The following is a 25749-nucleotide window of genomic DNA, read 5'->3' as shown; positions in this document are numbered from 1 at the left end:
GTCGGGGTCAGGCGTGCTCGCGCACGATGCGCAGCACGTGGGCGGGGCGGGAGCCGGCGCTGAGGATCACGAACGGATCGGCATCCCAGGTGAACCGCTCGCCGGTGAGCAGGTCCTCCACCTCGAAGGGTCCGGGCACGTCGAGGGCCTCCAGGTCCAGGTGGACCGCGGTCCCGCTGTCGCGGTCGTGCTCGGTCAGCGACACCACGATCACGGTGTCCGCGACGCCGCCGGGGGTGGCCTCGCCCGGCAGGTGCTTGGAGAAGACGAGCACCTGCGGGTCGTCGGCCCGGTGGAAGGTCACGTCGGTGAGCGTCTGCAGGCTGGGGTGCTCGCGCCGGATCGTGTTCAGCCGCGTCAGCAGCGGCTCGAGGCTCCGCCCCGAGCGCAGGGCTCCCAGGTAGTCGCGGGGCTTGTACTCGTACTTCTCGTTGTCGATCTGCTCCTGCGCCCCGGGCCGCGGGACGTCCTCGACCAGCTCGTAGCCGGAGTAGATGCCCCAGGTGGGCGAGAGCGTCGCGGCGAGGATCGCCCGCAGGCGGAAGGCGGCCTCGCCGCCGCCGCTCATGAAGGGCGTGAGGATGTCGTGCGTGGTGGGCCAGAAGCTGGGCCGCATGTAGTGCGCGGCCTCGGCCAGCTCGAGGGCGTACTCGCTGAGCTCCTCGGGCGTGTGGCGCCAGGTGAAGTAGGTGTAGGACTGGTGGAAGCCGACCTTGCCCAGGGTGTGCATCATGGTGGGCCGGGTGAAGGCCTCGGCCAGGAAGATCACCTCCGGGTGCTTCTCGTCGAACTCCGCGAGCAGCTCCTCCCAGAAGCGCACCGGCTTGGTGTGGGGGTTGTCCACGCGGAACAGGGTCACCCCGTGGGACACCCACAGCTCGAGCATGTCGCGGATCGCCGCGTACAGCCCCTCGTAGTCGGTGTCGAAGCTCAGGGGGTAGATGTCCTGGTACTTCTTGGGCGGGTTCTCGGCGTAGGCGATGCTGCCGTCGGGGCGCACCACGAACCACTCGGGGTGCTCCGCCACCCACGGGTGGTCGGGGGAGCACTGCAGGGCGATGTCCATGGCGACCTCGAGCCCCAGCTCCTTCGCCCGGCCGACGAAGGCGTCGAAGTCCTCCATCGTCCCGAGGTCCGGGTGGATCGCATCGTGGCCGCCGTCCGGGGAGCCGATGGCGTAGGGGGACCCCGGATCGCCCTCGGCCACCTCGAGCGTGTTGTTGCGGCCCTTGCGGAAGGTGGTGCCGATGGGATGGATGGGCGTGAGGTAGGCGACGTCGAAGCCCATCGCCGCGATCCGGTCCAGGGACCGGGCGGCGGTCGCGAAGGTGCCCGAGCGCCAGCCGCCGTGCTCGGGATCGAAGCGGGCGCCCTCGGACCGGGGGAAGAACTCGTACCAGGAGCCGAACAGGGCCCGGCGTCGGTGGACCACCAGCGGGTAGGGGCCCGCGGTGGTGACACCCTCGCGCAGGGGCCGCTCCCGCAGCACGGCCGCGAGGTCGGCGGCGAGGGCGGGGGCGACGCGCCCCTGGGGTCCCAGCGCGTGGCTGCGCAGCGCGTCGATCGCCGCCCGCGCCAGGGTCGCGTCGGAGGCGGGACGCAGCCCCGCCTCGGCCTCCTCGATCACGGGGGCGAGCACCTGCACGCCCTCGGCGCACACGAGGTCGACGTCGATGCCGGCGGGGATCTTCACCTCGGCGACGTGCGCCCAGGTGGCGTACGGGGCGCTGAACGCCTCCACGGTGAAGGACCAGTGGCCGGGGCGGTCCGGGATCGCGTACCCGCGCCACAGGTCCAGGCCGGGGTTCAGCGGCTCGAGCGGCAGCACGCTCTCCGCACCGTCGGGATCCCGCAGGCGCACCTGCACGCCCATCGCGTCGTGGCCCTCGCGGAAGGCGTTGACGGTCAGCGGGACCCGTTCGCCCTCGGCGGCCGATGCCGGGAAGCGCCCCCCGTCCACGACCGGGGACACGGCCATGATCGGGATCCGGCCCACGCCGGCGTCCAGGCCCCGCGGAGCAGCGCTCGCAGGGGGAGCCGGGCTCGCGGAGGGAGGTGCGGGGGACTTCGATGCGGTGGGGCCGCTCGCTGCGGTCATGCCTACTCCTGCCGGATCGGGTCGGGGTGCCGGCGGGGGGAGCCGCCTGGGCTCAGGGTAGCCGCTCCTCGACCCCGGATGTGTCGCCGATCACGATGACGACGACGCTGCGCGCCGGGACCTGCAGCCGCTGCCGCCCGTCCTTCCCGCGCACGGGGCGAGACATCGGATCGCTGCCGGTCCCGCCGTCCTCGCGGGAGGTGTCCAGCACGATCCGCGGGGTCCCGGTGGGCCAGGGCTGCGCCGGCAGCGTGACCTCCAGGTCGCGGTCGGCGCCGGAGATCACCACGAGCACATGCTCGGGGCCGGGGCGCAGCATCTGCAGCACATGCCGGCGGGGGTCGAACCAGTCCTCGTGGCTGAGCTCCTCGCCCTCGCGCCCGAACCAGGCGACCTGGTCCTCGCGCAGGTCCGCCGGGTCGGCCGGGCGGGGGAACGCGCGGGTGCGCAGCTGGGGATGCTCGCGGCGCAGGGCGAGCAGCGTGCGCACCGTCGCGATGCAGGACTCCTCGCTCTCGGCGAGGGACCAGTCGACCCAGGAGATCTCGTTGTCCTGGCAGTAGGCGTTGTTGTTGCCCTGCTGGGTGCGCGAGAGCTCGTCCCCGGCGGTGATCATCGGGGTGCCGCTGGCCAGCAGGAGGGTGGCGAGCATCGAGCGGCGGGTGCGCCGGCGCTGCGCGGCGATGCGGGCGCCGTCGGCCGTGCCCGGATCCACCGGACCCTCGTGCCCGTGGTTCCAGGAGCGGTTGGCCTCGGTGCCGTCGCGGCCGTCCTCCCCGTTGGCCTCGTTGTGCTTGTCGTCGTAGCTCGTGAGATCGGCGAGGGTGAAGCCGTCGTGGGCCGTGAGGTAGTTGACCGACGCCCAGGCCGAGCGCAGGGTCCGCCCGGCGGGAAGGTCGGAGGGGTCCTGGCGGGTGAACAGGTCGCTGCTGCCGGCCAGGCGGGTGGCGAGATCGCGGACGCCGCCGATCGCCGGGTCGCCGGAGCGCTCCCGCTCCCGCGGCTGCGCCAGCCAGTAGCCGCGCACCCCGTCGCGGAAGGCGTCGTTCCACTCGGCGAACGGCGGCAGGAAGCCGCCGGTGCGCCAGCCGTAGGAGCCCACGTCCCAGGGCTCGGCGATGAGCTTGAGCCCCCGCAGCACCGGGTCGGTGCTGATGGCGCGCAGCAGGGGATGGTCGGCGCGGAAGCCGCCGTCGTCCCGGGCCAGGGCGGTCGCCAGGTCGAAGCGGAAGCCGTCGACGTGGACCTCCTGCGCCCAGTAGCGCAGGGAGGCGAGGATCAGGTCCATCACGTGGACGCTGCGCGGGTCGAGGGTGCCGCCGGTGCCGGTGACGTCGAGGAAGGAGCCCTCGGAGAGCCAGTAGTACTCCGCCGCGTCCAGGCCGCGCAGGGACAGGCTGGGCCCCAGCGCCCCGCCCTCGGCGGTGTGGTTGTAGACCACGTCGAGGATCACCTCGATCCCGGCCGCGTGCAGGGAGCGGACCATGGTGCGCACCTCGTCGAGCACCGCCTGCGCGCCGGCCCGCTGGGCCGCGGCGGTCGCCAGGGCCGGGTTGGGGGCCAGGAAGGAGAGGGTCGAGTAGCCCCAGTAGTTCGTCAGCCCCAGCCGCGTGAGGTGCGGCTCGTCCATCGCGGCGTGGATCGGCATCAGCTCGATCGCGGTGACGCCGAGGGAGCGCAGATGGTCGGTGACGGCGCGGTGCCCGAGCCCCGCATAGGTGCCGCGCTGGGCGGAGGGGACCCGCGGGTGCAGGGCCGTCAGCCCCTTGACGTGCGCCTCGTACAGGACGGTGTCCTCCCACGGGGTGCGCGGGGCGCGGTCCTCCTGCCAGTCGAAGGAGCCGTCCAGGTGCACCGACCACACGGCGGTGGGCCCGGAGTCGAAGGGGCTGGGGGCGAGCTCGGCGGAGACCGGCTCGAGCATCGAGTCGACCTCGTAGGGGAACATCGAGGTCAGCAGCGGCGAGGCGTGGCTCACCCCGCGCGCGTAGGGATCCAGCAGGAGCATCTCGGGGTTCGCGAAGTGCCCCGCCTCCGGGTCCCACCGGCCGTAGACCCGGATGCCGTACTCGGTGCCGGGGGTCATCCCGGTGACGCGGTCCCAGTGCAGCGGGCCGTCCACGCGGCGCAGCCGGTGCCGCGTCTCGGTGCGTCCCCGGCGGATGCACAGGTCGACCGCCTGCGCGCGGGGCGCGACGACGGCGAAGGTCCCGCTCCCGTCCTGGCCGACGTGCAGACCGGGGGAGACGGGGGCGGAGGCTGAGGGGACGTGTTCCGGCACCCGCTCATCCTCGCACCGGGCGGAGCGCGCGCCCGGAGGACCGGGTGTTCTGTGGTCGGTGCCACCGCATTCACGGTGCCCCCGCTCACACCCGTTAGGATCGTGGCCGGTGCCGCCGCAGCGCGCGAGGGCACCGGCAGACGCCGCAAGAGCATGGATGGGGAAGCGCACCACATGAGCAATCCGCCGCATCAGCGTCCCGAGGCGCCCGCGTCGCCGCAGTCCGAGGCCCGGGGACAGCGTCCCGCGGCGTCGTTCGCCCCCGGTGCCGCCACCATCTCGGGCGAGGACCTCGAGCGGGCGAAGCAGATCGTGCGCACGATCAGCAGCGTCTTCGGCTCCCGCGTGGTCGGCCAGGAGAACCTGCGCCTGACCCTGCTGGCGGCGCTCGCCGCCGGCGGGCACGTGCTGCTGGAGTCGGTCCCGGGGCTGGCCAAGACGACGGCCGCATCGGCCCTGGCGTCCTCGATCACCGGCACCTTCGCCCGCATCCAGTGCACGCCCGACCTGATGCCCAACGACATCATCGGCACCCAGATCTTCAACTACGGCAACGGCACCTTCACCACCCAGCTGGGCCCGGTGCACGCGAACGTCGTGCTGCTGGACGAGATCAACCGCTCGAGCGCGAAGACCCAGTCGGCCATGCTCGAGGCGATGCAGGAGCGGCAGACCTCCATCGGCGGGGAGGTCTACAAGCTCCCCTCGCCGTTCATGGTGCTCGCCACCCAGAACCCGATCGAGGAGGAGGGCACCTACGTCCTCCCCGAGGCGCAGATGGACCGCTTCCTCATCAAGGAGGTCCTCACCTACCCGCGGCCCGGCGAGGAGCACGAGATCCTCGACCGCTCCACCAGCGGCCGTCTCTCGGCGCCCTCCGAGCCGGTCGCCAGCGTCACCCTCGACGACATCCGCTTCCTGCAGCGCATGGTCGATGCGGTGTACGTCGACCAGGCCGTCAAGCGCTACATCATCGACCTCGTGTTCACCACCCGCGGCTCCGGCCCGCGCCCGGTGCCGAACCTGACCCAGTCGGTCCGCGTGGGCGCCAGCCCCCGCGGCTCGCTCGCGCTGATGCGGGTGGGCCAGGCGCACGCGCTGCTGAACGGGCGCTCCTTCGTCACCCCGGACGACGTGCGCGCCATGCGCTACGGCGTGCTGCGCCACCGCCTCGTGCTGACCTTCGACGCCCTGGCCGGCGGCATCAAGCCCGAGCAGATCATCGACGCGGTGTTCCACGCCGTGCCGATGCCCTGACCGCGAGGAGAGGACGGCGCCGCATGGCGACATCGCTGCTGACCCGTGTCAAGGCCCGGGTGGACCTGTCCACGTCCGGGCGGGCACGGGGACTGATCCAGGGGCGCGGACGGTCCCTGTTCAAGGGGAGCGGCGAGGACTTCGACGACCTGAAGTACTACCAGCCCGGGGACAAGATCTCCGACATCGACTGGAAGGCGACGGCGCGCTCGGGGGAGCCGCTGATCCGCCAGTTCAACGAGGAGCGGGTGCGTCACCTGTCGATCGTGGCGGACACCTCCTCCGCGATGGCCGCGACCGCGGCCGACGGCACCTCCAAGCGCGATGCCATGGTGACCGCCGCGGGGCTGGTGTGCTTCCTGGCCCAGAAGAACGGGGACCTGGTGGGTCTGGTCGCCGGCGCGGAGGCGCGGCCCACCCAGCTGCCGGCCCGCTCCAGCGACGGCCACCTCGAGCTGGTGCTGCGCACCATCCAGCAGACCACCACCGCGGCCGCCCCGGCGCCGGACTCCTCCTGGCTGATCGAGCGCGCCTTCCGCGTGACCTCCCGCGCCACGCTGATGACCATCATCACCGACGAGGCGCATCCCCTGCTGGAGGACTACTCGATCCTGCGGCGCCTGACCACCCGGCACGACGTGATGGTGGTGCGCATCGGCGATGCGGATCCCCTCCAGCGCGAGGACGAGGAGCACGAGGTCGTCGACGTCAACCATCCGCGGGAGATCGCGGAGCTCTCGCGCCACAGCCCGAAGGTCGCCCGGGACGTCGAGGCCTTCCGCCGGGCCCGTCGCGACGAGGTCTCCGCGATGCTGGACCGCCTGCACATCAGCCACGTGCTCACCGCCGGGGACACCACGGTGGTCGAGGACATGATCGCCATGCTGCGTGCGAGGGAGTACCGCCATGCCCGCGCCTGAGTTCCCGCTGCCGTCCCTCCTCGCGGAGCCCGCCCAGATCATCGATCCGCCGCAGTACTCGGTGGCCTGGCTGATCCTCGCCGCGCTGTGCCTGATCGTGATCGCCGCGCTGGTCATCGCGGTGCTGCGCATCTCCCGCGCCGTGGTCACCCGCAGCGCCTACCGCGCCCGCCCCGGCGAGGTGGAGACCCTCAAGGCCGAGTTCCTGCGCGCGGTCAACGAGATCGCCGCCCGCCACGAGGCCGAGGAGATCGACGCGCGCGAGGGCCACCACGAGCTCACCGCCGTCATGCGGCGCTTCGTGCGCTCGACCACCGGCCACGACGTCACCAGCCAGGACCTCGCCACGCTGATCGCCGACGACCGCACCCACGACGTGGGCCGGCTGATCGCCCACCTCTACGAGCCGGACTTCGCCGCCAGCAGCGACACCGAGCTGGCCGAGTCCGTGCACCGCTGCCGGGAGGTGATCCGCCGATGGTCATGACCTTCTGGTGGGTCACGCTGCTGCTGCTCCTGGCGGGGATCGCGGTGTGGGCGATCACCTTCTGGAACCGCCGCGCCATGCGCCGCTCGCCGGTGCTGGTGGCCAACTCCTCCTTCCTCGAGCAGCTGCCCAGCTTCGTGCGCGCCCAGCGCACGGCCCGGATCGTCCGCGTGCTGCAGGTGGGGCTGGCGGTGCTGGGCGTGCTCGGCGCCTCCGTGCTCTCGGGCCGCGTGGCCACCGAGCGCATCGAGACCCCCGACTTCGCGAGCCGGGACATCGTGCTGTGCCTGGACGTGTCCGGCTCGATGTACGAGTACGACACGGAGATCCTGCAGACCTTCGCCGCGATGGTGGACTCCTTCGACGGCGAGCGGGTGGCGCTGTCGATCTTCAACTCCACCAGCCGCACCGTCTTCCCCCTCACCAACGACTACGACCTGATCCGGCGCGAGCTCACTGAGGGCGCCGAGGCCATCGACTTCGACGAGACGGGCTACCGCCTGGGCACCCGCGACTACCCCGAGGAGAAGGTGCGCCAGTACGTCGACTTCGTCGAGGGCACGCGCGGCATCGACGACCAGGCCTCCATCGTCCCCGACGGCCTGGCCTCCTGCGGACTGCTGTTCGACCAGGCCGCCCAGGACCGCAGCCGCTCGATCATCTTCGCGACGGACAACGAGGTCAACGGCGAGCCGATCTTCACCCTCCAGGAGGCGGTGGACGGCGTCGCCGCCCGCGACATCGACCTGTACACCTTCTACCCCGGCGCCTTCGAGTGCACCGACGTCTGCTTCGAGGAGCTCAAGACGGTCACCGAGACCGTCGACGGCGGCCTGTACCAGTCCTCGGACCCGAACGCGATCCCCTCGATCATCGAGCAGATCCAGCGCAGCCAGGCCGAGCTGATGGGCGCCGAGCCCACCGTGATCCGCAACGACCACCCGATGCTCGGCTTCGTGCTGGCGCTGCTCGCGCTGGTCGCGGTGCTGGTCCTGGGCTGGAGGAACCGCTGATGCGCCTGGAGCACCTGATCCCGCTGTGGCTGAGCATCCCGGTGCTGCTGCCCCTGCTCGTGCTGTGCGCCGTGATGCTGGTGAGCCGCCCCCGCCAGCGGGTCGACTGGGGGCGCCGTCTGCTGATGGTGCTGCTGATCGCCGTGGTCGCGGTGCGCCCGGTGACCCCGCTCGAGGGCGAGCAGACCCAGCGCATGAACGCGAACGTCTTCTTCGTCGTGGACCGCACCGGCTCGATGAACGCCGAGGACTACGCGGACGGGCAGCCCCGGCTGGAGGGGGTGAAGGCCGACATGCAGCGGATCATGTCCATGACCGAGGGCTCGCGCTACTCGATCATCTCCTTCGACTCCTCCGCCTCGGAGCAGCTGCCGCTGACCACCGATGCAGGGGCCGCACTGGCCTGGGTCGACACCCTCACCACCGAGCCCACCGCCTACTCCCAGGGCTCCAACGTGGACCGGCCCCTGCAGCGCCTGCTCACGGCCCTGTCCGAGACCAAGCGCGATGATCCCGACTCCTACCGGATCGTCTACTTCCTCTCCGACGGGGAGAACACCGACGGGCAGGAGTCCGAGCCCTTCGGCCCCGCCCAGCCGATGATCGACGGCGGCGCCGTGCTGGGCTACGGCACCCCGGAGGGCGGGCCGATGAAGGCCCAGGGCGGCCAGAGCGACGGCGAGTACATCACCGATGCGTCGGGGGCGCAGGGACTGTCGATGATCGACGAGGCGCAGCTGGAGAAGATCGCCGCCGACATGGGCGTGCCGTACCTGCATCGCACCGACCCCGAGGCCCCGATCGAGGGGACGCTGGAGGGGATCGAGCTGCGCCCCGTCCCGGTGGAGTCCACCTCCCGGGTGCCGACCTACGAGGACTGGTACTGGGTCGCGGCGATCCCGCTGGCCTGCCTGTTCATCTGGGAGCTGGGAGCGATGACGTACCGCCTGCCCCGGCGGATGGATCGCACGGATGTACCCTCCGTGCAGGAGCGCTGAGCCGGAGATGACGACGCCGCGGGGGAGGACCCGATGAACCCGACCACGACCGTCCCCGAGCAGGGGAGCACCGACCGTCCGCCCCTGACGCAGGACGAGCCGCGCCGGCCGGGGGACTTCGGCCTGGACGTGCGGCGCCTGCGCACCATCCGCCTGATCGCCTTCGGCGTGCTCGCGATCCCGCTGCTGCTGCTGGGCCTGCTGGCGCTGAAGTTCGTCTCGCTGCCGGTGACGCAGGCCTGGCACGGCGCCGCCTACGAGAAGCAGGAGTACACCTCCGCCATCGACCGCCTCGCGCCCGTCTGGGTCGTGAACTGGTTCGAGCCCTACCTGCCGCACCTGACCAAGGGCACCGACCTGCTGCAGGCCGGGGACGACGCCGCCGCGGAGGCGGAGCTGCGCACCGCCCTCGAGGTCTGGGAGGGATCCTCCGACCTCAACCAGCCGATCCACGCCCAGTGCAAGATCCTCAACAACCTCGCGATCTCCATCGAGCGGCAGGCCGACCTCATCGAGGACCCGGCCGAGCGCGCCGACCGCCTGTTCGAGGCGGAGCAGATGCTGTTCGTCTGCGCCTCCGGCGGCGGAGGCGGCCAGGACGGCGAGGGCGGCGGGGGCGGCGGCGCCGGCAACGAGGACCAGGAGACCACGGACGAGAACGAGAAGCGCGTCGAGGAGAAGCGGCGCGGGGCCGACGAGGAGGCCGGCAACGACCCCGACGCCCGCCAGAAGGAGGGGCAGGGCGGAGCCCCCGATCCGGGCTCGCCCCGCCACGAGGACCCCTCCGGCACCGGTCCCACCGAGGAGGCCACCACCGAGGGCCAGACCTCCGGGAACCCGAAGGAGGACGAGCTCGAGGAGCGCAACAAGTCCGCCAACCAGGGCGACGGCGAGTCCTCCTCCCCGGGCGAGGCGCAGGACCCGGAGAAGCCGTGGTGAGCGCCGGGCGCGCGTACCTCGACCACGCCGCGACCACCGCGCTGCGCCCCGCCGCGCGCGAGGCCTTCCTCGCGGCCTCCGACGTGCTGGGCAACCCCACCTCGGTGCACGGCTCGGGGCGCCGTGCCCGGGCCGTCCTCGACGAGGCGCTCGAGTCGATCGCCGCGGACCTGGGGGTGAGGCGGTCCTGGCTGATCCTGACCTCCGGCGGCACCGAGGCGGACAACCTCGCCGTGCGCGGCGCGGCCCTGGCCGCGCAGGCGGCGGATCCCGCGCGCTCGGCCGTCGCGGTCTGCGCGAGCGACCATGCGGCGGTGCTGGAGACCGCACGCTCCCTGGCCCCGCGGATCGCGGCCCGCGAGCTGCCCGTGACCGGGCGCGGCGCCGTCGACCCCGACGCCCTGGACCGCGCCCTCGCCGACGGCGCGGTGAGCGTGGTCAGCGCCGCCCTGGTCAACAACGAGACCGGCATCCTCCAGGACCTCGCGTCGATCTCCGCGGCGGCCCGCGCCCACGGCGCCGTCGTGCACACCGACGCCGTCCAGGCCGTGGGGCATGCGGCCCTGCCGGCCCCGGGGACCGTCGACCTCATGTCCCTGTCCGGCCACAAGATCGGCGCCCCGGTCGGCGTCGGCGTCCTGGTGGCGGATCCGGCCGTCCCGCTCACGGCCCAGTCCACCGGCGGCGGTCAGCAGCGCGGGGTCCGCTCCGGCACCCTGGACGCCGCCCACGCGGCGAGCCTCGCCGCGGCCCTGCACGAGGTCCTCGCCGAGGCGGAGGCCGAGTCCGCGCGCCTGCGCGATCTCGCCGCCCGTCTGCGGGAGGGGATCGCCCGCATCGACCCCTCCGTCCGCTTCACCGCGCCGGAGGACGTCCCGCAGGCCGGGCACATCGTGCACGCGACCTTCCCCGGGGCCGATCAGGACGCGCTGCTGTTCCTGCTGGACGAGCGCGGGGTGGACTCCTCCGGAGGCTCCGCCTGCAGCGCCGGCGTCCAGCGGGGCAGCCACGTGCTCGAGGCGATGGGCGTGGACGCCCGCGGCCACGCCATGCTGCGTCTGTCCCTGGGATGGACCTCCACCGCCGAGGACGTCGACATCGTCCTCGCGGCGCTGCCCGAGGCGCTGCAGCGGGCCCGGGCCGTGGGCTCCCTGTTCGGCTGAGCGCATACACTGCTGGGTCGGCAGGAACACCGGAGGAGGGGCATGAAGGTTCTGGCAGCGATGAGCGGCGGCGTCGATTCCGCCGTGGCCGCGGCGCGCGCCGCGGAGGCGGGGCACGAGGTGGTCGGCGTGCACATGGCGCTGTCGAAGGACCGCTCGCAGACCCGGGTGGGCTCCCGCGGCTGCTGCACCGTGGAGGACGCCTCGGACGCCAGGGTGGCCGCCGAGCGCATCGGCATCCCGTACTACGTGTGGGACCTCTCCGACGACTTCCACGACCTCGTCGTCGAGGACTTCCTGTCCGAGTACGCGGCCGGCCGCACCCCGAACCCCTGCGTGCGCTGCAACGAGCGCATCAAGTTCGCCTCCCTCCTCGAGCGGGCCAAGGCGCTCGGCTTCGACGCCGTGTGCACGGGCCACTACGCCTCGATCCGCGCCGAGGGCCCGGGCGGCGCCCCCTCCCTGCACCGCTCCCGCAACAGCGCGAAGGACCAGTCCTACGTGCTCGCGGTGATGGGGCCGGAGGCCATCGGCTCCTCCCTCTTCCCGCTCGGCGACATGGCCGACAAGCAAGCCGTGCGCGAGGAGGCGCGCTCGCGCCGGCTGGGCGTGTCCACCAAGCCCGACAGCTACGACATCTGCTTCATCGCCGACGGCGACACCCGGGGCTTCCTCGAGCGCAGCCTCGGCGAGGCGCCCGGCGAGATCGTCGACGCCGACGGCGCGGTGCTCGGCACCCACCGGGGCACCCACGGCTACACCATCGGCCAGCGCAAGGGGCTGGGCCTGCACCAGCCTGCGGCCGATGGGCGCCCCCGCTACGTGCTGGACGTGCGGCCCGAGTCCCGGCAGGTCGTCGTCGGGGCCGCCGAGCTGCTGTCCACCTCCCGCCTGCTGGCCCGTGACCTGGTCGTCTTCGAGCCGCTGAGCGCCGGGCGGCGCGTCACGGCGCAGATCCGCGCCCACGGCGAGGCGATCCCGGGCCGGATCGAGCAGCTGCCGGCAGGGGAGGAGCTGCTGGAGGTGTCGCTCGAGCAGAGCGTGCGCGGCGTCGCCCCCGGTCAGACCCTCGTGCTGTACGACGGCGACCGGGTGCTCGCCGCGGCGACCCTGGAGCGCCGGGCGTGAGCGCGCTGGTCACCCTCACCGGGGACGGCACCCTCGTCTCCGCCCCCGGGCAGGACGCGAGCCGGCTCGAGGCCCTGGTGGCCCTGCGCTCCCTGCTGGGGGACGACCTCGAGGATGAGATCGGCACCGAGCTGTACCTCCCGGCCGCGCTGGGGACCGAGAGCGCCGACCAGCTGCTGCCGGCCTCCCTCGCCCTGCTCGCCGGGACCAGCGGCGACCTCACCTCCTACGGATGGCGCATGGGGCCGGGCGCCGGCCGGGCCTGGCTGCGGGCCCGGGAGCTGCGCGCGCGGACCCTGGAGGACGCGCGCATCGCCCTGCTGGGCTACGAGGGTCCGCTGCGGGCGGTGACCCTGGGGCCGATCACCCTGGCCGCCGCCACCCACCTCGCCTCGGGGGAGCGCACCCTCGCCGACCGCGGCGCCGTGCGGGACGTGCCGATCCTGCTGGCCGAGGGGATCCTCGAGCACCTGCGGGCCGTGGCCTCCCATGTGCCGGGCGCGGCGCCCTCGGTCCTGCTGCGCGAGGACGCCGCCCGTGCGGTGCACGGCGGCTCCCTGCCCACCCCCTCCGGGTATCGGCGCTACCCGGCGCTGCCCGCCGCGGAGATCGGCGTGCTGTGGCGGGGGCTGCTGGAGGCCCTGGCCTCGGCCGGCGCCGAGGCCTCGCAGGTGCGCCTGCAGGTCCCCGCCGATGCGGAGCTGCTCCAGGCCGCGATCAGCGCCGGCGCGCGCTCCCTCGCGATCGCCCCCGCGAGCATCGGCCCGCTGTCCGGGGCGTCGGGGCGCCGCCTGTGGGAGGCCCTCGCCGGCGCCCGCGAGGACGGCATCGACCTGGCGCTCGTGGTGGATCCGGCGCGGGCGGAGCCGACCCTCGAGGCGCTCGCGGAGGTCTGGGGGCGGCTGGGGTACGGGCGGCGGGAGCTCGCCGGGTTCACGCTGCTGGCGCATCGCCCGCGCGGGCGTGCGGGCGAGGATCCCGCCGCCGAGCCCTCCCGCGACACCCTGCTCACCGAGGGGGACCTGCAGCGGTTGCTGCGGGCCGCCCCGGCGTGGGCGGAGCGGGTTCAGGGCTGACCGCGGCGGCGACGTCGAGATCGGGTCGCCCCATCGAGACCTGATCCCGGCGTCCCGTCCAGGCTACGGCCGCGGGGCGTCCCTCGGAAGGGCGCCCGGTCCTCGAGATCAGGCCGTGAGCACGGCCCCGAGCAGCCCCGTGCCGGTGACGATCACGCCCAGCGCGAGCGCGAGGGCCACGGGCCGCCCGCCCACCTGGCGCAGCAGCGCCCACCGCACGCCCGTGCCGAGCGCGAACATCGCCGCGGCCAGCAGCACGGACTGCACGAGCTGCGCGGCGCCGAGCACCGCCGGGGGCACGAGCCCGCTCGAGCGCACCAGCACCGCGAGCAGGAACCCGATCACGAAGACGGGCACCAGCGGCGGCCGGGCCCCGCCCTCCGCGGCGCCCGGCGCGGCGCTGCGGGAGCGCAGCGCGAGGGTGAGCGCCGCGATCACCGGGGCGAGCAGCAGGACGCGGCCCAGCTTCACCAGCACCGCCGCGTCCAGCGCCTCCGGCCCCAGCAGGCTCCCGGCCGCCACCACCTGCGCGACCTCGAGGATCGAGGCTCCCGCCCAGGTCCCCGCGGTCTGCGGCGCGAGCCCCAGCGCGCCCGCGGCGAGGGGCAGCAGCGGGATCATCGCCGTGCCGACGACGACCACGAGCGCGACCGCGGTCGCGGTGTGCGCGCGCAGCCGCTCCCGCTCGGATCCCTGCGCGGCGAGGGTCCCGGCGGTCGCTGCGACCGCCGCGGCCCCGCAGATGGAGAATCCGCAGCTGATGAGGATCGTCAGCATCGGCGGCAGGCGCAGCAGGCGGCCCAGCAGCAGCCCGGCGCCGATGCCGAGGGCCACCACCGCGGCCATCACCCCGAGCACCGCCGGCCCGAGGGCGAGCACGTCGCCGAGCGCGAGCTGCAGGCCCAGCAGCACGATGCCCGCGCGCAGCACCGTCGTCGCGGTCGCGTCCAGGCCCGGTCGGACGGCCGGCCCGAGCACCCCGGTGTTGGCCAGGCCCGCCCCCAGCACGATCGCCACCAGGGCGGGGGAGGCGGCGGGCACCGCCGCGCCCGCCGCGACCGCGATCGCCCCGGCCCCGAGGCCCAGCCCGAGGCCGGGCAGCAGCCGGCGCCGCTGCGGGGGCGCGGGGAGGGCGGGGACGGGACGGAGGGCGGAGCGCGGGGACATGCCTCCACGGTCCCCTCCGCGGGGACGCAGGGGTAGCCCTCGATCGACCAGGACCCATATCATCAGCGATATGCCTGCCCTGCCCGTGCATGCCGCCCGCCCGGACCTCGACGCCCTCGAGCTGCTGGTGGCCGTCGGCGACCTCGGCAGCCTCTCCGCCGCGGCCGGCGCCCTCGGGATCGCGCAGCCCAACGCCTCGCGCACCCTGTCCCGCCTCGAGCGGCGGCTGGGCGCGCGGCTGATCGACCGCGGCTCCCGGGGATCCGAGCCCACGGCCGCCGGCCGCGTCGCCCTCGAGCACGCCCGGCGCGTCCTGGACGCGACGGACGATCTCGTCGAGCAGGTCCGCACCGCCGCCGGGGAGGGGCGCGTGCGCATCATCGCCTCGCAGACCGTCGCCGAGCGCCTCATGCCGGTCTTCCTCGCCGCGCTCGCGGCGGACCTCCCCGGGGTCCCGGCGTCCTTCGAGGTCGACAACTCCAGCGGCGTCCTCGCGGCGGTGCGGCGCGGCCGTGCCGACATCGGCTTCGTCGAGGGCGCCGAGGAGCCCGCCGGGCTGGGGTCCCTCGTCATCGGCCGGGACCGCCTGGTCGCCGTGGTCGCGCCCACCCACGCCTGGGCCCGGGACCCGCAGCGGCGGCGCGACGGGGTCGACGCCGCGCAGCTCGCCGCGACGCCGCTGGTGGTGCGCGAGGAGGGGTCCGGGACGCGGGAGGTGCTGCGCCAGGCGCTCGCGCCGCGTCCGCTCGCCGAGCCCGCGCTGGTGCTGCACTCCAACGCCGCCGTGCGCACCGCCGTCGCCGGCGGCGCCGGCCCCGCCGTGCTCAGCGAGCTGATCGTCGACGCGGACCTGCGCGAGGGCACGCTCGTGAGCATCCCCGTGCGCGGCGTCGCGCTGCATCGCCTGCTGCGCGTCGTCTGGAACGGCCCGCGCCCCGCGCGGCTGGACGGGGCCCTGCAGGCCCTCCTCGACGCGCAGCGCTGATCAGCCGCCCAGCAGGGTGGCCAGCAAGGCGCCCAGAGCCGGGAGCTCCCGGACGCCGTCCTCGGCGAGGAAGTGCCCGGCCCCGGGGACGATCACGGTCTCGGCCCGCAGGGCCTCGGCGGTCCGGTCGCTGTGCGCGGCGGGGACGATCGCGTCGTCGTCGGAGCGCAGGACCGTCACCGGTCCCAGCAGCTCGCGGATCGCCTCCGGCGCGAAGCCCTCGAGGAACCCGCCCAGTCCGCGGTCCAGGAACGCGTCCAGCTGCGGGTCGCCGACGGCCGGGAGCGGATCGACGAACGGGGCGACGGCGAGGAACCCTGCCAGCGGCTCCCGGGCCCGGCCGTCCCGAAGCAGCCGCGCGAGGGCCTGGAGTGCGGTGATGCCGCCCAGGCTGTGCGTGACCACGACCGTGCGGGAATCGGTGCGGCCGATCGCGGCGGCGGCGCGCGGGATCCATTCCTGCGCGCGCGGCGCCGTGGGATCGGGGAGGGCAGGGGCGTCCACGGGGATGCCGAGCCGGGAGAGCCACGGGAACCAGTGGTCCTGCGGGGTGGCGCCGTAGCCGTGGACGAGGACGATCCGGTGCGGGGTGCGAGAGGTCATGGCCGGGACGGTAGGGCCTGCCGCTAGGGTGAAGCTCAAGCAGGGCAGGAGGAGGACGGGTGCTGATCGGGGAGTTCGCGCGGGCCGCCGGGGTGAGCCCGCGGTCGCTGCGCCACTACGAGCAGGCGGGGCTGCTGGAGCCCCGTCGCACCTCCGGCGGGTACCGCGAGTACGCGGCGGAGGATCTCGCCGCCGTCGCCCGCATCCGGGTCATGCTCGCCGCGGGGCTCGGCACCCGCGCCGTCCGGCTCTACCTCGACTGCGTGCGCGACGGCACGGATGCGCATCATCTGGTGATGTGCCCGGACCTGCGGGCGGAGCTGGACCGCATCGAGGCCCGGCTGGACCGGGAGCAGGACCGGATCGCGCGGACGCGCGGAGCGCTCAGAGCGCTGGAGAGCCCAGATCCCGCGCCATGAGGACGCGCTCGCCCAGCTCCGCCAGCCCCCAGGCGCTCCTCGACGGCGACCATGGCGCGGTGGGCGGGGTGCGGGATCGGTGCGATGGGCGCGAAGCCGCAGGCCGCGTAGAACGGACCGTTCCAGGGCACCTGCGCGAAGGTCCGCAGCGTCATGCGCCGGGCCCCGTGCCCGGAGGCCTCGCGCACCGCCGCCTCGACCAGCGCCCTCCCGTGGCCGCGCCGCAGGTGCGCGGGGAGCACCGCGAGCTGCTCGAGATGGGCGTCCCCCGCCGTGAAGGGCCACAGCACGTGCGCGAAGCCGATCGCGGGCCCGTCCTCGGCCTCCGCGACGACGAGGACGAACCCGGGCTCCGTCGCCCGGGCCGCGCCGTCGGCCGCGGAATCCGGGCCGAAGGGCTGCGGGCCGAACAAGGGCGCGAAGAGCTCGTCGGCCGCGGCCTCGATGCCCTGCAGGGCACGGATGTCGGCGGGGGAGGCGCGGCGGATGCTGCGGGAGATCATCGGCCCAGCGTAGATCCTGCGGCTGTCGGTGCGATGGGCGAGAATGGTCCGGTGAGCCAGAGCCAGGACCCGCAGGAGACCCCGGACCGCAGCGCCCAGCAGCGCATCGCCGAGCTGACCGCGCGCATCGAGCAGGCGCGCGAGGAGTACTACGTCCACGAGGCGCCGTCCCTCACGGACGCGCAGTACGACGAGCTCGAGAAGGAGCTGCGCACCCTCGAGGCGGAGAACCCCCAGCTGGCCAAGGAGGACTCCCCGACGCAGACGGTCGGCGGCGGGATCGGCAGCGAGCTGCAGCCGGTGGACCACGCCGAGCGCATGCTGAGCCTGGACAACGTGTTCTCCCGCGAGGAGCTGCGCGAGTGGTGCGAGAAGACCCGCGAGGAGCTCGGCCATGGGACCGCGTGGCTGACCGAGCTGAAGATCGACGGGCTCGCGATCTCCCTGCGGTACGAGGACGGCGTCCTCACCTCCGCCGCGACCCGCGGGGACGGCCGCACCGGGGAGGATGTCACCTTCAACGTCGCCCACATCGCCCAGATCCCGCAGCGTCTCGCGGGCACCGGGCACCCCCCGATCGTCGAGGTGCGCGGGGAGGTCTTCATCTCCACCGCGGCCTTCGCGCGGCTGAACGAGCTGCAGGTCGAGCTGCGCGAGCGCGCCGTGGCCGATGCCCGCGCCCGCTGGGAGGCGCGTACCACCGCCGGTCGGAAGGACTTCGACGAGTCCCTCGAGCGGGTGCGGGCCGAGCGGCGCTTCCCCGCCTTCGCCAATCCGCGCAACGCCGCCAGCGGCGGGCTGCGCCAGCGCGTGGACAAGAAGGACGGCCTCGAGCTGGAGGCCGGGATGGCCCGCCTGGAGGCCCTGTCGCTGACCGTCCACGGCGTGGGCGCGTGGCCGGACCCGCCCGTCGCCTCGCAGAGCGGGGTCTATGCGCTGCTGGCGGAATGGGGCCTGCCCACCAGCGCGTACATGACCGTCGTCGACGAGGTCGACGACGTCCTGGCCTACGTCGAGCGCTACGGCGAGCACCGCCACGACGTCGAGCACGAGATCGACGGCATCGTCATCAAGATCGACGCCTTCGCCGACCAGCGCCGCCTGGGCTCGACCTCCCGCGCCCCCCGCTGGGCGATCGCCTACAAGTACCCGCCGGAGGAGGTCACCACGCGGCTGCTCGACATCCAGGTCGAGGTGGGCCGCACCGGGCGCGTCACCCCCTTCGGCGTGATGGAGCCGGTGGCGGTGGCCGGGTCCACGGTCGAGTTCGCGACCCTGCACAACCAGTTCGACGTCGAGCGCAAGGGCGTGCTCATCGGCGACATGATCGTGCTGCGCAAGGCCGGGGACGTGATCCCGGAGATCGTCGGCCCCGTCGAGGCGCTGCGCGACGGCACCGAGCGGCCCTTCATCATGCCGACGGCCTGCCCGTCCTGCGGGACGGAGATCCGTCCCGAGAAGGAGGGGGACAAGGACTGGCGCTGCCCCAACACCCGGGACTGCCCCAGCCAGGTCACCGGCCGCATCGCCCACGCCGCCTCCCGCGGGGCCTTCGACATCGAGTCCCTGGGCGACGAGAGCGCCCTCGCGCTCACCGACCCGGACCGGCGCCGCCCCGAGGCCCTCGCCGCGCTGCGCGCCGGCCACCCGATCCTGGTGGACCACGGGGAGCATGCCGAGACGGTCGAGATCCGCGAGGAGGACGATCCCCGCCTGCCCGGGCTGCAGGAGCCCGTCGTCCGCACCGGCGCGAACCTCTTCGACCTCACCGCGGAGGACCTCCGCGACGTGCACATCTGGCAGCCCGAGCGCAGGAACGGGGAGCCCACCGGCACCTGGCGGGTCTCGCGGGCCTTCTGGTCCAAGGACGACTGGCACTTCTACAAGCGCGAGCAGGAATGGCGCCTGCGCACCCCCGCCCGCCCGTCGAAGAACACCGAGACCCTCCTCGCCGAGCTCGAGAAGGCGAAGACGCAGCCCCTGTGGCGGGTGCTGGTGGCGCTGTCGATCCGGCACGTCGGCCCCACGGCGGCCCGCTCGCTGGCCACCGCGTACGGCTCGATGGATGCGATCCGCGAGGCGAGCGTCGAGCAGCTCGCCGACACCGACGGCGTGGGCGGGATCATCGCCGAGTCCGTGCGCGAGTGGTTCTCCGTGGACTGGCACGAGGAGCTCGTGCGCGGCTGGGAGCGCAGCGGGGTGCGCATGGTCGACGACGTCGAGGAGGGCTTCGTGCGCACCCTCGAGGGCGTGACGATCGTGGTCACCGGCGGCCTGGAGGGCTTCAGCCGTGACGGAGCCAAGGAGGCGATCATCGCGCGCGGCGGCAAGGCCTCCGGCTCCGTCTCCAAGAAGACGCATCTCGTGGTGGTGGGGGAGAACGCCGGCTCCAAGGCGGACAAGGCCCGCGACCTCGGCGTCCCGATCACCGACGAGGCCGGCTTCCGCGCCGTCCTCGAGGGCGGCATCGAGGCGCTGCCCGAGGCCCCGGCCGATGACGCCTGAGCCGCGCGCCGAGGTGCTGCTGCTCAGCGGCACCGTCGGCGCCGGGAAGACGACGACCGCCTACGCGATCGGGGACCTCCTGGCCGCGGCGGGGACGCCCCATGCGGTGATCGACCTCGACGAGATCCGGCGCATGTGGCCCGCTCCCGAGGACGACCCCTTCCACACGGCCCTCGAGCTCGAGAACCTCCGGGCCCTCGCCGCGACCTACCGCCGGGCCGGGGCGCAGCGCCTCGTGCTCGCCGGCGTGGTGGAGGGCCCCGGCGCGCGGGAGGGGTACGAGGAGGCCGTCGGCGGCCCCGTGCTCGTGTGCCGGCTGCGGGTCGACCTCGCCGAGGTCCGGCGCCGCCTGCACGGCCGCCACGAGGAGGGTGCCGAGCGCGACTGGCACCTCGAGCGCAGCGGCGAGCTCGACGCGATCCTCGAGGCCGAGGCCGCCGCCGACCTCACCGTGGACGTCCGGGGCCGGGCGCCGCGGGAGGTGGCCCAGCACGTGCTGGCCGAAGCCGGCTGGTCGGCTACGCGGCGCCCTCCTGCGCCGCCGCGCTGATCTCCGCCCACACCGCGTCGAGGGAGAGGCCGAGCACGCCCGCGAGCGAGGCGACGGTCGAGAACGCCGGGGTCGCGACGCGGCCCGACTCGATCTTGCGCAGCGTCTCCGGCGAGATGCCGGCCGCGAGCGCGACCTCGAGGATCGTGCGCCTGCCGCGGGCCCGGCGCAGCAGCGCGCCCAGCCGTTCGCCGCGTGCGACCTCGTCGGGGGTGAGAGGGAGACGGACCATGGCGCCGATTCTAATACCGGGATAGTCTTACCGGGATAGGAATACCGGAGGTACGCCGTGATCGAGATCCTGACCCCTGCCGAGATCGCCCGCGCCCGCCGCAGCGGAGCGCTGGTCGGCGAGATCCTCGCGACGCTGCGCACCCGCGCCGTCCCCGGGACGAACCTCCTGGACATCGACCGCTGGGCCCGGGAGATGATCCTCGGCGCCGGGGCGCGCTCCTGCTACGTGGACTACGAGGCCTCCTTCGGGTCCGGCCCCTTCGGCCACTGGATCTGCACCGCCGTGAACGATGCCGTGCTGCACGGCATGCCCCGGGACCTCGAGCTCGTCGAGGGCGACCTGCTCACCCTCGACCTCGCCCTCACCCTCGAGGGAGTCGCGGCCGATGCCGCCCTCAGCATGGTCGTCGGAGGCGCGGGCCGCCCCGAGGACGAGCACATGATCGCCGCCACCCGCACGGCCCTCGCCGCCGGCATCGCGGCCGCCACCGGGGGCGCGCGCATCGGGGACATCTCGCACGCGATCGGACGGGAGCTCTCCGCCGCCGGGTACCGGATCAACCGGGAGTTCGGCGGGCACGGCATCGGCTCGACCATGCACCAGGACCCGCACGTGGCGAACATCGGCCGGCCCGGCCGCGGCCTGCGCCTGCGGCCCGGGCTGATGCTCGCGCTCGAGCAGTGGGTGATGGAGGACACCGACCGTCTGATCACGGACCCCGACGGCTGGACGCTGCGCAGCGCCACCGGATCCCGCGCCGCCCACACCGAGCACACCGTGCTCATCACCGAGGGCGAGGCCGAGGTCCTCACCCTGCCGCCGTCCGCCTGAGCGCGGGGGGCCTCAGCGCGGCAGCGCCGTCTGCTGGTACAGCGCCAGGCGCGGGCGCCCGTCGCGCACCGTGTAGATGCTGGACATGAGGGCCTCGAAGGGGGCAGGCAGGTCGTCGCGGACGGCGCGCGCCCGATAGACGATCGCGGCCGCATCCTGCCCGACCTGCACGAGCCGGGCCCCGGAGATCTCGTACCCGTCCCAGGCCGGGGCGCCGTCCAAGGAGGCGACCACCTCGTCGCGCGTCAGGGCCGAGCCGTCGACCAGCACGAACACGGCGTCGTCGGTCATCATCCCGCCGTAGAACGCACCGCCGCGGGAGGCGCACAGGGCGTCCCAGCCGGCGCGCTCGAGGGGCAGGACCTCATCCAGGGTGAGGGTGCTCATGGTTCCAGACTGCCACGCCGGCGATACGATCGGCCGATGACGCCGCGCCGCCCCCGCATCGCCCCGCCCTCCGGATCCGGCCTGGTCGAGACGCTCCTGGGAGGGTGGCGCCCGCTCGCGCGGATCGACGTGGAGGGCTTCGCCCTGCTCCGATCGCGCGGCGTCACCCGCCGGGCCAACAGCGCCGTGGCCCTGGACGCCCCGGCGGACCCCGCCGGCGCCGTCGACCGCATCGAGCAGCTCTGCGCCCTCACCGGGGAGCGTCCCCTGTTCCGCGTCCTGCCCGGGCACGGACCCGATGCGCTCGACGACCTGCTGGCGGCGCGGGGCTACCGCATCGGCCCGGTCTGCGACCTGCTGGCCCTGCCCCTGACCGGCGCGCACACCCCGGACCCGGCGGCCCGCATCGACGTCGGCCCCCTTCCCGAGGACTGGTTCGAGACGCTGTGGCGGCTCAGCCCCCGCGAGGGCGAGCATGCCCGCGAGACCGTGCGCGACATCCTGGCGGGGACGCCGGCCGTGCACGTCGCCGTGTCCGACACGGCCGTCGGCCGCGCCGCGCTCGTGGACCAGGGCCGGCGCCGCACGGCCGTGGTGAACTGCGTGGCCACCGATCCGGCGCACCGGCGCCGAGGGCTCGGCCGCGCGGTGACGCAGTCGCTGCTGGCATCGGCCGCCGCGGCCGGGGCCGAGCAGGCGCTGCTCGAGGTGGAGACCGACAATCCCGCCGCGCTGCGGCTGTACCGCCGCCTCGGGTTCGCCCGCTTCGCCGGGTACCACTACCGCATCGGGCCCGATGCGCGGCCTCCCGGCCGGGCGACCTAGGATGGACCCATGCCAACGATCGGACGAGACGACGTCGCACGCCTCGCCGACCTCGCACGGATCCAGCTGACCGATGACGAGATCTCCCGCTTCGCCGGGGAGTTCGACGCCATCATGGACGCTGTCGCATCCGTGTCGGAGGTCGCCACCTCGGACGTGCCCGCCACCAGCCACCCCATCCCCATGACGAACGTCTTCCGCGAGGACGTCGTCACCGACACCCTCACGCAGGAGGCCGCGCTCGCCGCCGCCCCCGATGCCGAGGACGGGCGCTTCGGCGTCCCGCAGATCCTGGGGGAGGAGTGACCCGATGAGCACCACCGATCCGATCCGCCTGTCCGCGATCGACCAGGCGCGCGCGCTGCGCGAGGGCGAGCTGTCCTCCGAGGAGCTCACGCGCGCCCACCTCGATCGCATCGCCGCCGTCGACGGCGACCTCAACGCCTTCCTGCACGTCAGCGAGGCGGAGGCCCTGGCCACCGCCCGTGAGGTCGATGCCGCCCGCGCGGCCGGCGAGGAGCTGCACGAGCTGGCCGGCGTTCCCGTCGCCGTGAAGGACGTCGTGGTCACGCAGGGCATGCCCACGACCGCCGCCTCGAAGATCCTCGAGGGCTGGATCCCGCCGTACGACGCGACGCTCGTGCAGTCCCTGCGCGCGGCGCGCCTGCCGATCCTCGGCAAGACCAACATGGACGAGTTCGCCATGGGCTCCTCCACCGAGAACAGCGCCTTCGGCCCCACGCGCAACCAGTGGGACCGCGAGCGCATCCCCGGCGGCTCCGGCGGCGGCTCCGCCGTGGCCGTCGGCGCCTACGAGGCGCCGCTGGCGATCGGCACCGACACCGGCGGCTCGATCCGCCAGCCGGCATCGGTCACCGGCACCGTCGGCGTGAAGCCCACCTACGGCTCGGTCTCCCGCTATGGACTGATCGCGATGGCCAGCTCCCTGGACCAGGCCGGCCCCGTCACCCGCACCGTGCAGGACGCCGCGGCGCTGCACGAGCTGATCGGCGGGCACGATCCCCGCGACTCGACCTCGCTGGAGGGCGGCTTCGGCTCCTTCACCGAGGCGGCCCGCGCGCAGGACGTGAAGGGCCTGCGGATCGGCGTCATCGAGGAGCTCGAGGGGGAGGGCTTCGACCCGCTGGTGCGGGCCCGCTTCGAGGAGTCCCTCGCCGCGCTCGAGGGCGCCGGCGCGGAGATCGTCCGGGTCTCCTGCCCGAACTTCCAGTACGCGCTGGGCGCCTACTACCTGATCATGCCCTCGGAGGCCTCGAGCAACCTCGCGAAGTTCGACGGCATGCGCTTCGGCCTGCGAGTCGTGCCCGAGGAGAGCCCGACGGCCGAGGCGGTCATGAAGGCCACCCGCGGCGCCGGCTTCGGCGACGAGGTCAAGCGCCGCATCCTGCTGGGGACGTACGCGCTCTCGGCCGGCTACTACGACGCCTACTACGGCAGCGCCCAGAAGGTGCGCACGCTGGTCCAGAGCGACTTCGCCGCGGCCTTCGAGAGCGTCGACGTGCTCGCCTCGCCGACCGCGCCGACCGTCGCCTTCCGCCTCGGCGAGAAGACCTCGGACCCGCTGGCGATGTACCTCAACGACGTGGCGACCATCCCGGCGAACCTCGCCGGGACCCCGGGCATCTCGCTGCCCAGCGGTCTCGCGGAGGACGGGCTGCCCGCGGGCATCCAGTTCCTCGCCCCGGTGCGCGCCGATGACCGCCTGTACCGCGTGGGCGGCGCGCTCGAGGCGCTGCTCGAGGACTCGTGGGGCGGGCCGCTGCTGGCCCAGGCCCCGGAACTGAGTGGAGGGATCGCGCGATGAGCGCTGTGGACCTGGTCGACTTCGACACCGCCCTGGAGCGCTACGACCCGGTGCTCGGCATCGAGGTGCACGTGGAGCTGGGCACCGCCACCAAGATGTTCGACGGTGCGCCGAACATCTTCGCCGCCGAGCCGAACACGGCGATCACCCCGGTCTCCCTGGGCCTGCCCGGCACGCTGCCGGTGGTCAACCGCAAGGCCGTGGAGTACGCGATCAAGATCGGTCTCGCGCTGAACTGCGAGATCGCCGAGTCGTGCCGCTTCGCGCGCAAGCAGTACTTCTACCCGGACCTCACCAAGAACTTCCAGACCTCCCAGTACGACGAGCCGATCGCCCACGACGGCTGGGTCGACGTGGAGCTGGAGGACGGCGAGATCGTCCGCGTGGAGATCGAGCGCGCCCATATGGAGGAGGACGCCGGCAAAAACACCCACGTCGGCGGCTCGACCGGGCGCATCCATGGGGCGACGCACTCCCTGGTCGACTACAACCGTGCGGGCGTCCCGCTGGTGGAGATCGTCACCCGCCCGATCCCCGGCACCGGGAAGCGGGCCGCGGAGGTCGCCGCCGCGTACGTGCGCACCCTGCGCGACATCTTCCGGACGCTGGAGGTCTCCGAGGCGCGCATGGAGCGCGGCAACGTGCGTGCGGACATCAACGTCTCCCTGCGCACCTCGCCCGATGCGCCGCTGGGCACCCGCACCGAGACGAAGAACGTCAACTCCTTCCGCTCCATCGAGCGGACGGTGCGCTTCGAGATCTCCCGCCAGGCGGCGATCCTCGATCAGGGCGGCACCGTCATCCAGGAGACCCGGCATTTCCACGAGGACACCGGATCGACGTCCTCGGGCCGCGTGAAGTCCGATGCGGAGGACTACCGCTACTTCCCGGAGCCCGATCTGGTGCCCGTCGCGCCCAGCCGCGAGTGGGTCGAGGAGCTGCGGGCCACCCTGCCCGAGCTGCCGGCGGCGCGTCGTCGTCGCCTGCTGGGCGAGTGGGGCTTCAGCGACCTCGAGATGCGCGACGTCCTCAACGCCGGCGCCCTCGACCTCATCGAGCAGACCGTCGCCGCCGGTGCGCCGGCGCAGGCCGCCCGCAAGTGGTGGACCGGTGAGCTGGCGCGCGTGGCCAACGAGCGCGAGGTGGAGCTGGACGGCCTCGGCGTCACCCCCGCGCAGGTCGCCGAGCTGCAGGGCCTCGTGGACGGCAGGAAGATCAACGACAAGATCGCCAAGCAGGTCCTGGGCAAGGTCCTCGAGGGTGCGGGCGATCCCGCCGCGATCGTGGAGGAGGAGGGCCTCGCGGTCGTCTCCGACGACTCGGTGCTCTCCGCCGCCGTCGACCAGTCGATCGCCGACAACCCCGGCGTCGTGGAGAAGATCCGCGGCGGCAAGGTCCAGGCGATCGGCGCGCTGATCGGCCCGATCATGAAGGCGACCCGCGGCCAGGCCGATGCCGGCCGTGTCCGCGAGATCATCCTGGAGAAGCTGGGCGTCGACGGCTGACGTCACCGCTGCACCGACGCGGGGTGCGATCGAGCTCGTCTCGATCGCA

The 25749-nt window shown here is 73.8% G+C and carries 24 protein-coding genes and 1 pseudogene; 18 read left to right on the top strand and 7 right to left on the bottom strand.

Annotation, left to right across the window (positions count from 1 at the left end; all coding sequences use genetic code 11):
- Window positions 1–7: 7 nt before the first annotated feature.
- The gene (locus tag ABD234_RS02875) at window positions 8–1978 is read right to left on the bottom strand and encodes an alpha-1,4-glucan--maltose-1-phosphate maltosyltransferase (protein ID WP_051486447.1); all 1971 of its coding nucleotides are present in this window, start codon (window positions 1976–1978) and stop codon (window positions 8–10) included.
- A 172-nt stretch (window positions 1979–2150) separates the two neighbouring features.
- A complete protein-coding gene (gene glgX / locus ABD234_RS02870) occupies window positions 2151–4379 on the bottom strand; it encodes a glycogen debranching protein GlgX (RefSeq protein WP_038369954.1) in 2229 nt (742 codons plus the stop codon).
- A 174-nt stretch (window positions 4380–4553) separates the two neighbouring features.
- Here glgX and ABD234_RS02865 point away from each other — a divergent pair, with 174 nt between their 5' ends.
- From ABD234_RS02865 to ABD234_RS02825, 9 genes are read left to right on the top strand one after another with little or no spacing between them, the layout of a single operon-like run.
- On the top strand, window positions 4554–5636 hold the full coding sequence (locus tag ABD234_RS02865) for an AAA family ATPase (RefSeq protein WP_232226134.1): 1083 nt from the start codon (window positions 4554–4556) through the stop codon (window positions 5634–5636).
- Window positions 5637–5659: 23 nt separating this feature from the next.
- On the top strand, window positions 5660–6556 hold the full coding sequence (locus ABD234_RS02860) for a DUF58 domain-containing protein (protein ID WP_038369955.1): 897 nt from the start codon (window positions 5660–5662) through the stop codon (window positions 6554–6556).
- Window positions 6543–7043, top strand: coding sequence for a hypothetical protein (locus tag ABD234_RS02855; RefSeq protein WP_038369957.1), 501 nt, complete (start codon window positions 6543–6545; stop codon window positions 7041–7043). The genes ABD234_RS02860 and ABD234_RS02855 overlap by 14 nt, the downstream gene beginning before the upstream one ends.
- Complete coding sequence (locus ABD234_RS02850) at window positions 7034–8056, top strand: vWA domain-containing protein (protein ID WP_038369958.1); 1023 nt, start codon at window positions 7034–7036, stop codon at window positions 8054–8056. Before ABD234_RS02855 ends, ABD234_RS02850 begins: the two co-directional genes overlap by 10 nt.
- Window positions 8056–9054 (top strand): vWA domain-containing protein, encoded by a 999-nt coding sequence (locus tag ABD234_RS02845; protein ID WP_038369959.1) that lies wholly within the window; start codon window positions 8056–8058, stop codon window positions 9052–9054. The genes ABD234_RS02850 and ABD234_RS02845 overlap by 1 nt, the downstream gene beginning before the upstream one ends.
- 33 nt (window positions 9055–9087) lie before the next feature.
- Window positions 9088–9993, top strand: coding sequence for a hypothetical protein (locus ABD234_RS02840; RefSeq protein WP_038369960.1), 906 nt, complete (start codon window positions 9088–9090; stop codon window positions 9991–9993).
- Window positions 9990–11156, top strand: coding sequence for a cysteine desulfurase family protein (locus tag ABD234_RS02835; protein ID WP_038370409.1), 1167 nt, complete (start codon window positions 9990–9992; stop codon window positions 11154–11156). Before ABD234_RS02840 ends, ABD234_RS02835 begins: the two co-directional genes overlap by 4 nt.
- Before the next feature lie 42 nt (window positions 11157–11198).
- A complete protein-coding gene (mnmA, locus tag ABD234_RS02830) occupies window positions 11199–12284 on the top strand; it encodes a tRNA 2-thiouridine(34) synthase MnmA (RefSeq protein WP_038369961.1) in 1086 nt (361 codons plus the stop codon).
- On the top strand, window positions 12281–13360 hold the full coding sequence (locus tag ABD234_RS02825) for a hypothetical protein (RefSeq protein WP_038369963.1): 1080 nt from the start codon (window positions 12281–12283) through the stop codon (window positions 13358–13360). Before mnmA ends, ABD234_RS02825 begins: the two co-directional genes overlap by 4 nt.
- 108 nt (window positions 13361–13468) lie before the next feature.
- Here ABD234_RS02825 and ABD234_RS02820 read toward each other — a convergent pair whose 3' ends face one another.
- Entirely contained in the window at window positions 13469–14527 is a 1059-nt protein-coding gene (locus ABD234_RS02820) for a YeiH family protein (RefSeq protein ID WP_344353902.1), read from the bottom strand.
- Window positions 14528–14597: 70 nt separating this feature from the next.
- Between ABD234_RS02820 and ABD234_RS02815 the strand changes: the two genes are divergently transcribed.
- Complete coding sequence (locus ABD234_RS02815; protein ID WP_038369964.1) at window positions 14598–15512, top strand: LysR family transcriptional regulator; 915 nt, start codon at window positions 14598–14600, stop codon at window positions 15510–15512.
- On the opposite strand, the gene ABD234_RS02810 is transcribed toward ABD234_RS02815, so the two are convergent.
- Window positions 15513–16115 (bottom strand): RBBP9/YdeN family alpha/beta hydrolase, encoded by a 603-nt coding sequence (locus ABD234_RS02810; RefSeq protein WP_344353899.1) that lies wholly within the window; start codon window positions 16113–16115, stop codon window positions 15513–15515. It abuts the gene before it with no gap.
- 59 nt (window positions 16116–16174) lie between these two features.
- Here ABD234_RS02810 and ABD234_RS19155 point away from each other — a divergent pair.
- A pseudogene (locus ABD234_RS19155) lies at window positions 16175–16363 on the top strand (MerR family transcriptional regulator); the annotation flags it as partial.
- A gap of 38 nt (window positions 16364–16401) precedes the next feature.
- Here the strand turns inward: ABD234_RS19155 and ABD234_RS02805 are convergent.
- Complete coding sequence (locus ABD234_RS02805; RefSeq protein ID WP_344353897.1) at window positions 16402–17037, bottom strand: GNAT family N-acetyltransferase; 636 nt, start codon at window positions 17035–17037, stop codon at window positions 16402–16404.
- 33 nt (window positions 17038–17070) lie between these two features.
- Between ABD234_RS02805 and ABD234_RS02800 the strand changes: the two genes are divergently transcribed.
- Both ABD234_RS02800 and ABD234_RS02795 read left to right on the top strand, forming a co-directional pair.
- Window positions 17071–19542, top strand: a complete 2472-nt coding sequence (locus ABD234_RS02800; RefSeq protein ID WP_038369970.1) for an NAD-dependent DNA ligase LigA — start codon at window positions 17071–17073, stop codon at window positions 19540–19542.
- The gene (locus ABD234_RS02795) at window positions 19532–20092 is read left to right on the top strand and encodes a zeta toxin family protein (protein WP_038369972.1); all 561 of its coding nucleotides are present in this window, start codon (window positions 19532–19534) and stop codon (window positions 20090–20092) included. Before ABD234_RS02800 ends, ABD234_RS02795 begins: the two co-directional genes overlap by 11 nt.
- On the opposite strand, the gene ABD234_RS02790 is transcribed toward ABD234_RS02795, so the two are convergent.
- Window positions 20061–20324, bottom strand: a complete 264-nt coding sequence (locus ABD234_RS02790) for a helix-turn-helix domain-containing protein (protein ID WP_038369973.1) — start codon at window positions 20322–20324, stop codon at window positions 20061–20063. The two genes, ABD234_RS02795 and ABD234_RS02790, sit on opposite strands and share 32 nt — an antisense overlap.
- A 57-nt stretch (window positions 20325–20381) precedes the next feature.
- Between ABD234_RS02790 and map the strand changes: the two genes are divergently transcribed.
- Window positions 20382–21158, top strand: a complete 777-nt coding sequence (gene map / locus ABD234_RS02785) for a type I methionyl aminopeptidase (protein ID WP_344353891.1) — start codon at window positions 20382–20384, stop codon at window positions 21156–21158.
- 12 nt (window positions 21159–21170) lie between these two features.
- Here map and ABD234_RS02780 read toward each other — a convergent pair whose 3' ends face one another.
- Window positions 21171–21545 carry a nuclear transport factor 2 family protein gene (locus ABD234_RS02780; RefSeq protein WP_038369976.1) on the bottom strand — a complete coding sequence of 125 codons (375 nt, stop codon included), beginning with the start codon at window positions 21543–21545 and terminating at the stop codon, window positions 21171–21173.
- A gap of 36 nt (window positions 21546–21581) precedes the next feature.
- On the opposite strand from ABD234_RS02780, the gene ABD234_RS02775 reads away from it, so the two are divergent.
- Genes ABD234_RS02775 through gatB form a run of 4 tightly spaced genes read left to right on the top strand, consistent with a single transcriptional unit; the run spans window position 21582 to window position 25700 of the window.
- Window positions 21582–22370 (top strand): GNAT family N-acetyltransferase, encoded by a 789-nt coding sequence (locus ABD234_RS02775; protein ID WP_051486332.1) that lies wholly within the window; start codon window positions 21582–21584, stop codon window positions 22368–22370.
- 9 nt (window positions 22371–22379) lie between these two features.
- Window positions 22380–22676: an Asp-tRNA(Asn)/Glu-tRNA(Gln) amidotransferase subunit GatC gene (gene gatC, locus ABD234_RS02770; protein ID WP_038369977.1), complete on the top strand. Its 297-nt coding sequence runs from the start codon at window positions 22380–22382 to the stop codon at window positions 22674–22676.
- Between the two features lie 4 nt (window positions 22677–22680).
- Window positions 22681–24195, top strand: a complete 1515-nt coding sequence (gene gatA / locus ABD234_RS02765; protein WP_038369978.1) for an Asp-tRNA(Asn)/Glu-tRNA(Gln) amidotransferase subunit GatA — start codon at window positions 22681–22683, stop codon at window positions 24193–24195.
- A complete protein-coding gene (gene gatB, locus ABD234_RS02760) occupies window positions 24192–25700 on the top strand; it encodes an Asp-tRNA(Asn)/Glu-tRNA(Gln) amidotransferase subunit GatB (RefSeq protein ID WP_038369979.1) in 1509 nt (502 codons plus the stop codon). The genes gatA and gatB overlap by 4 nt, the downstream gene beginning before the upstream one ends.
- Window positions 25701–25749: the final 49 nt, after the last annotated feature.

The sequence above is a fragment of the Brachybacterium phenoliresistens genome, from assembly GCF_039530785.1.
Lineage (GTDB): Bacteria > Actinomycetota > Actinomycetes > Actinomycetales > Dermabacteraceae > Brachybacterium > Brachybacterium phenoliresistens.
Note: the sequence above shows the minus strand (reverse complement) of the source record. Positions and strands in the feature narration are given on the sequence as shown.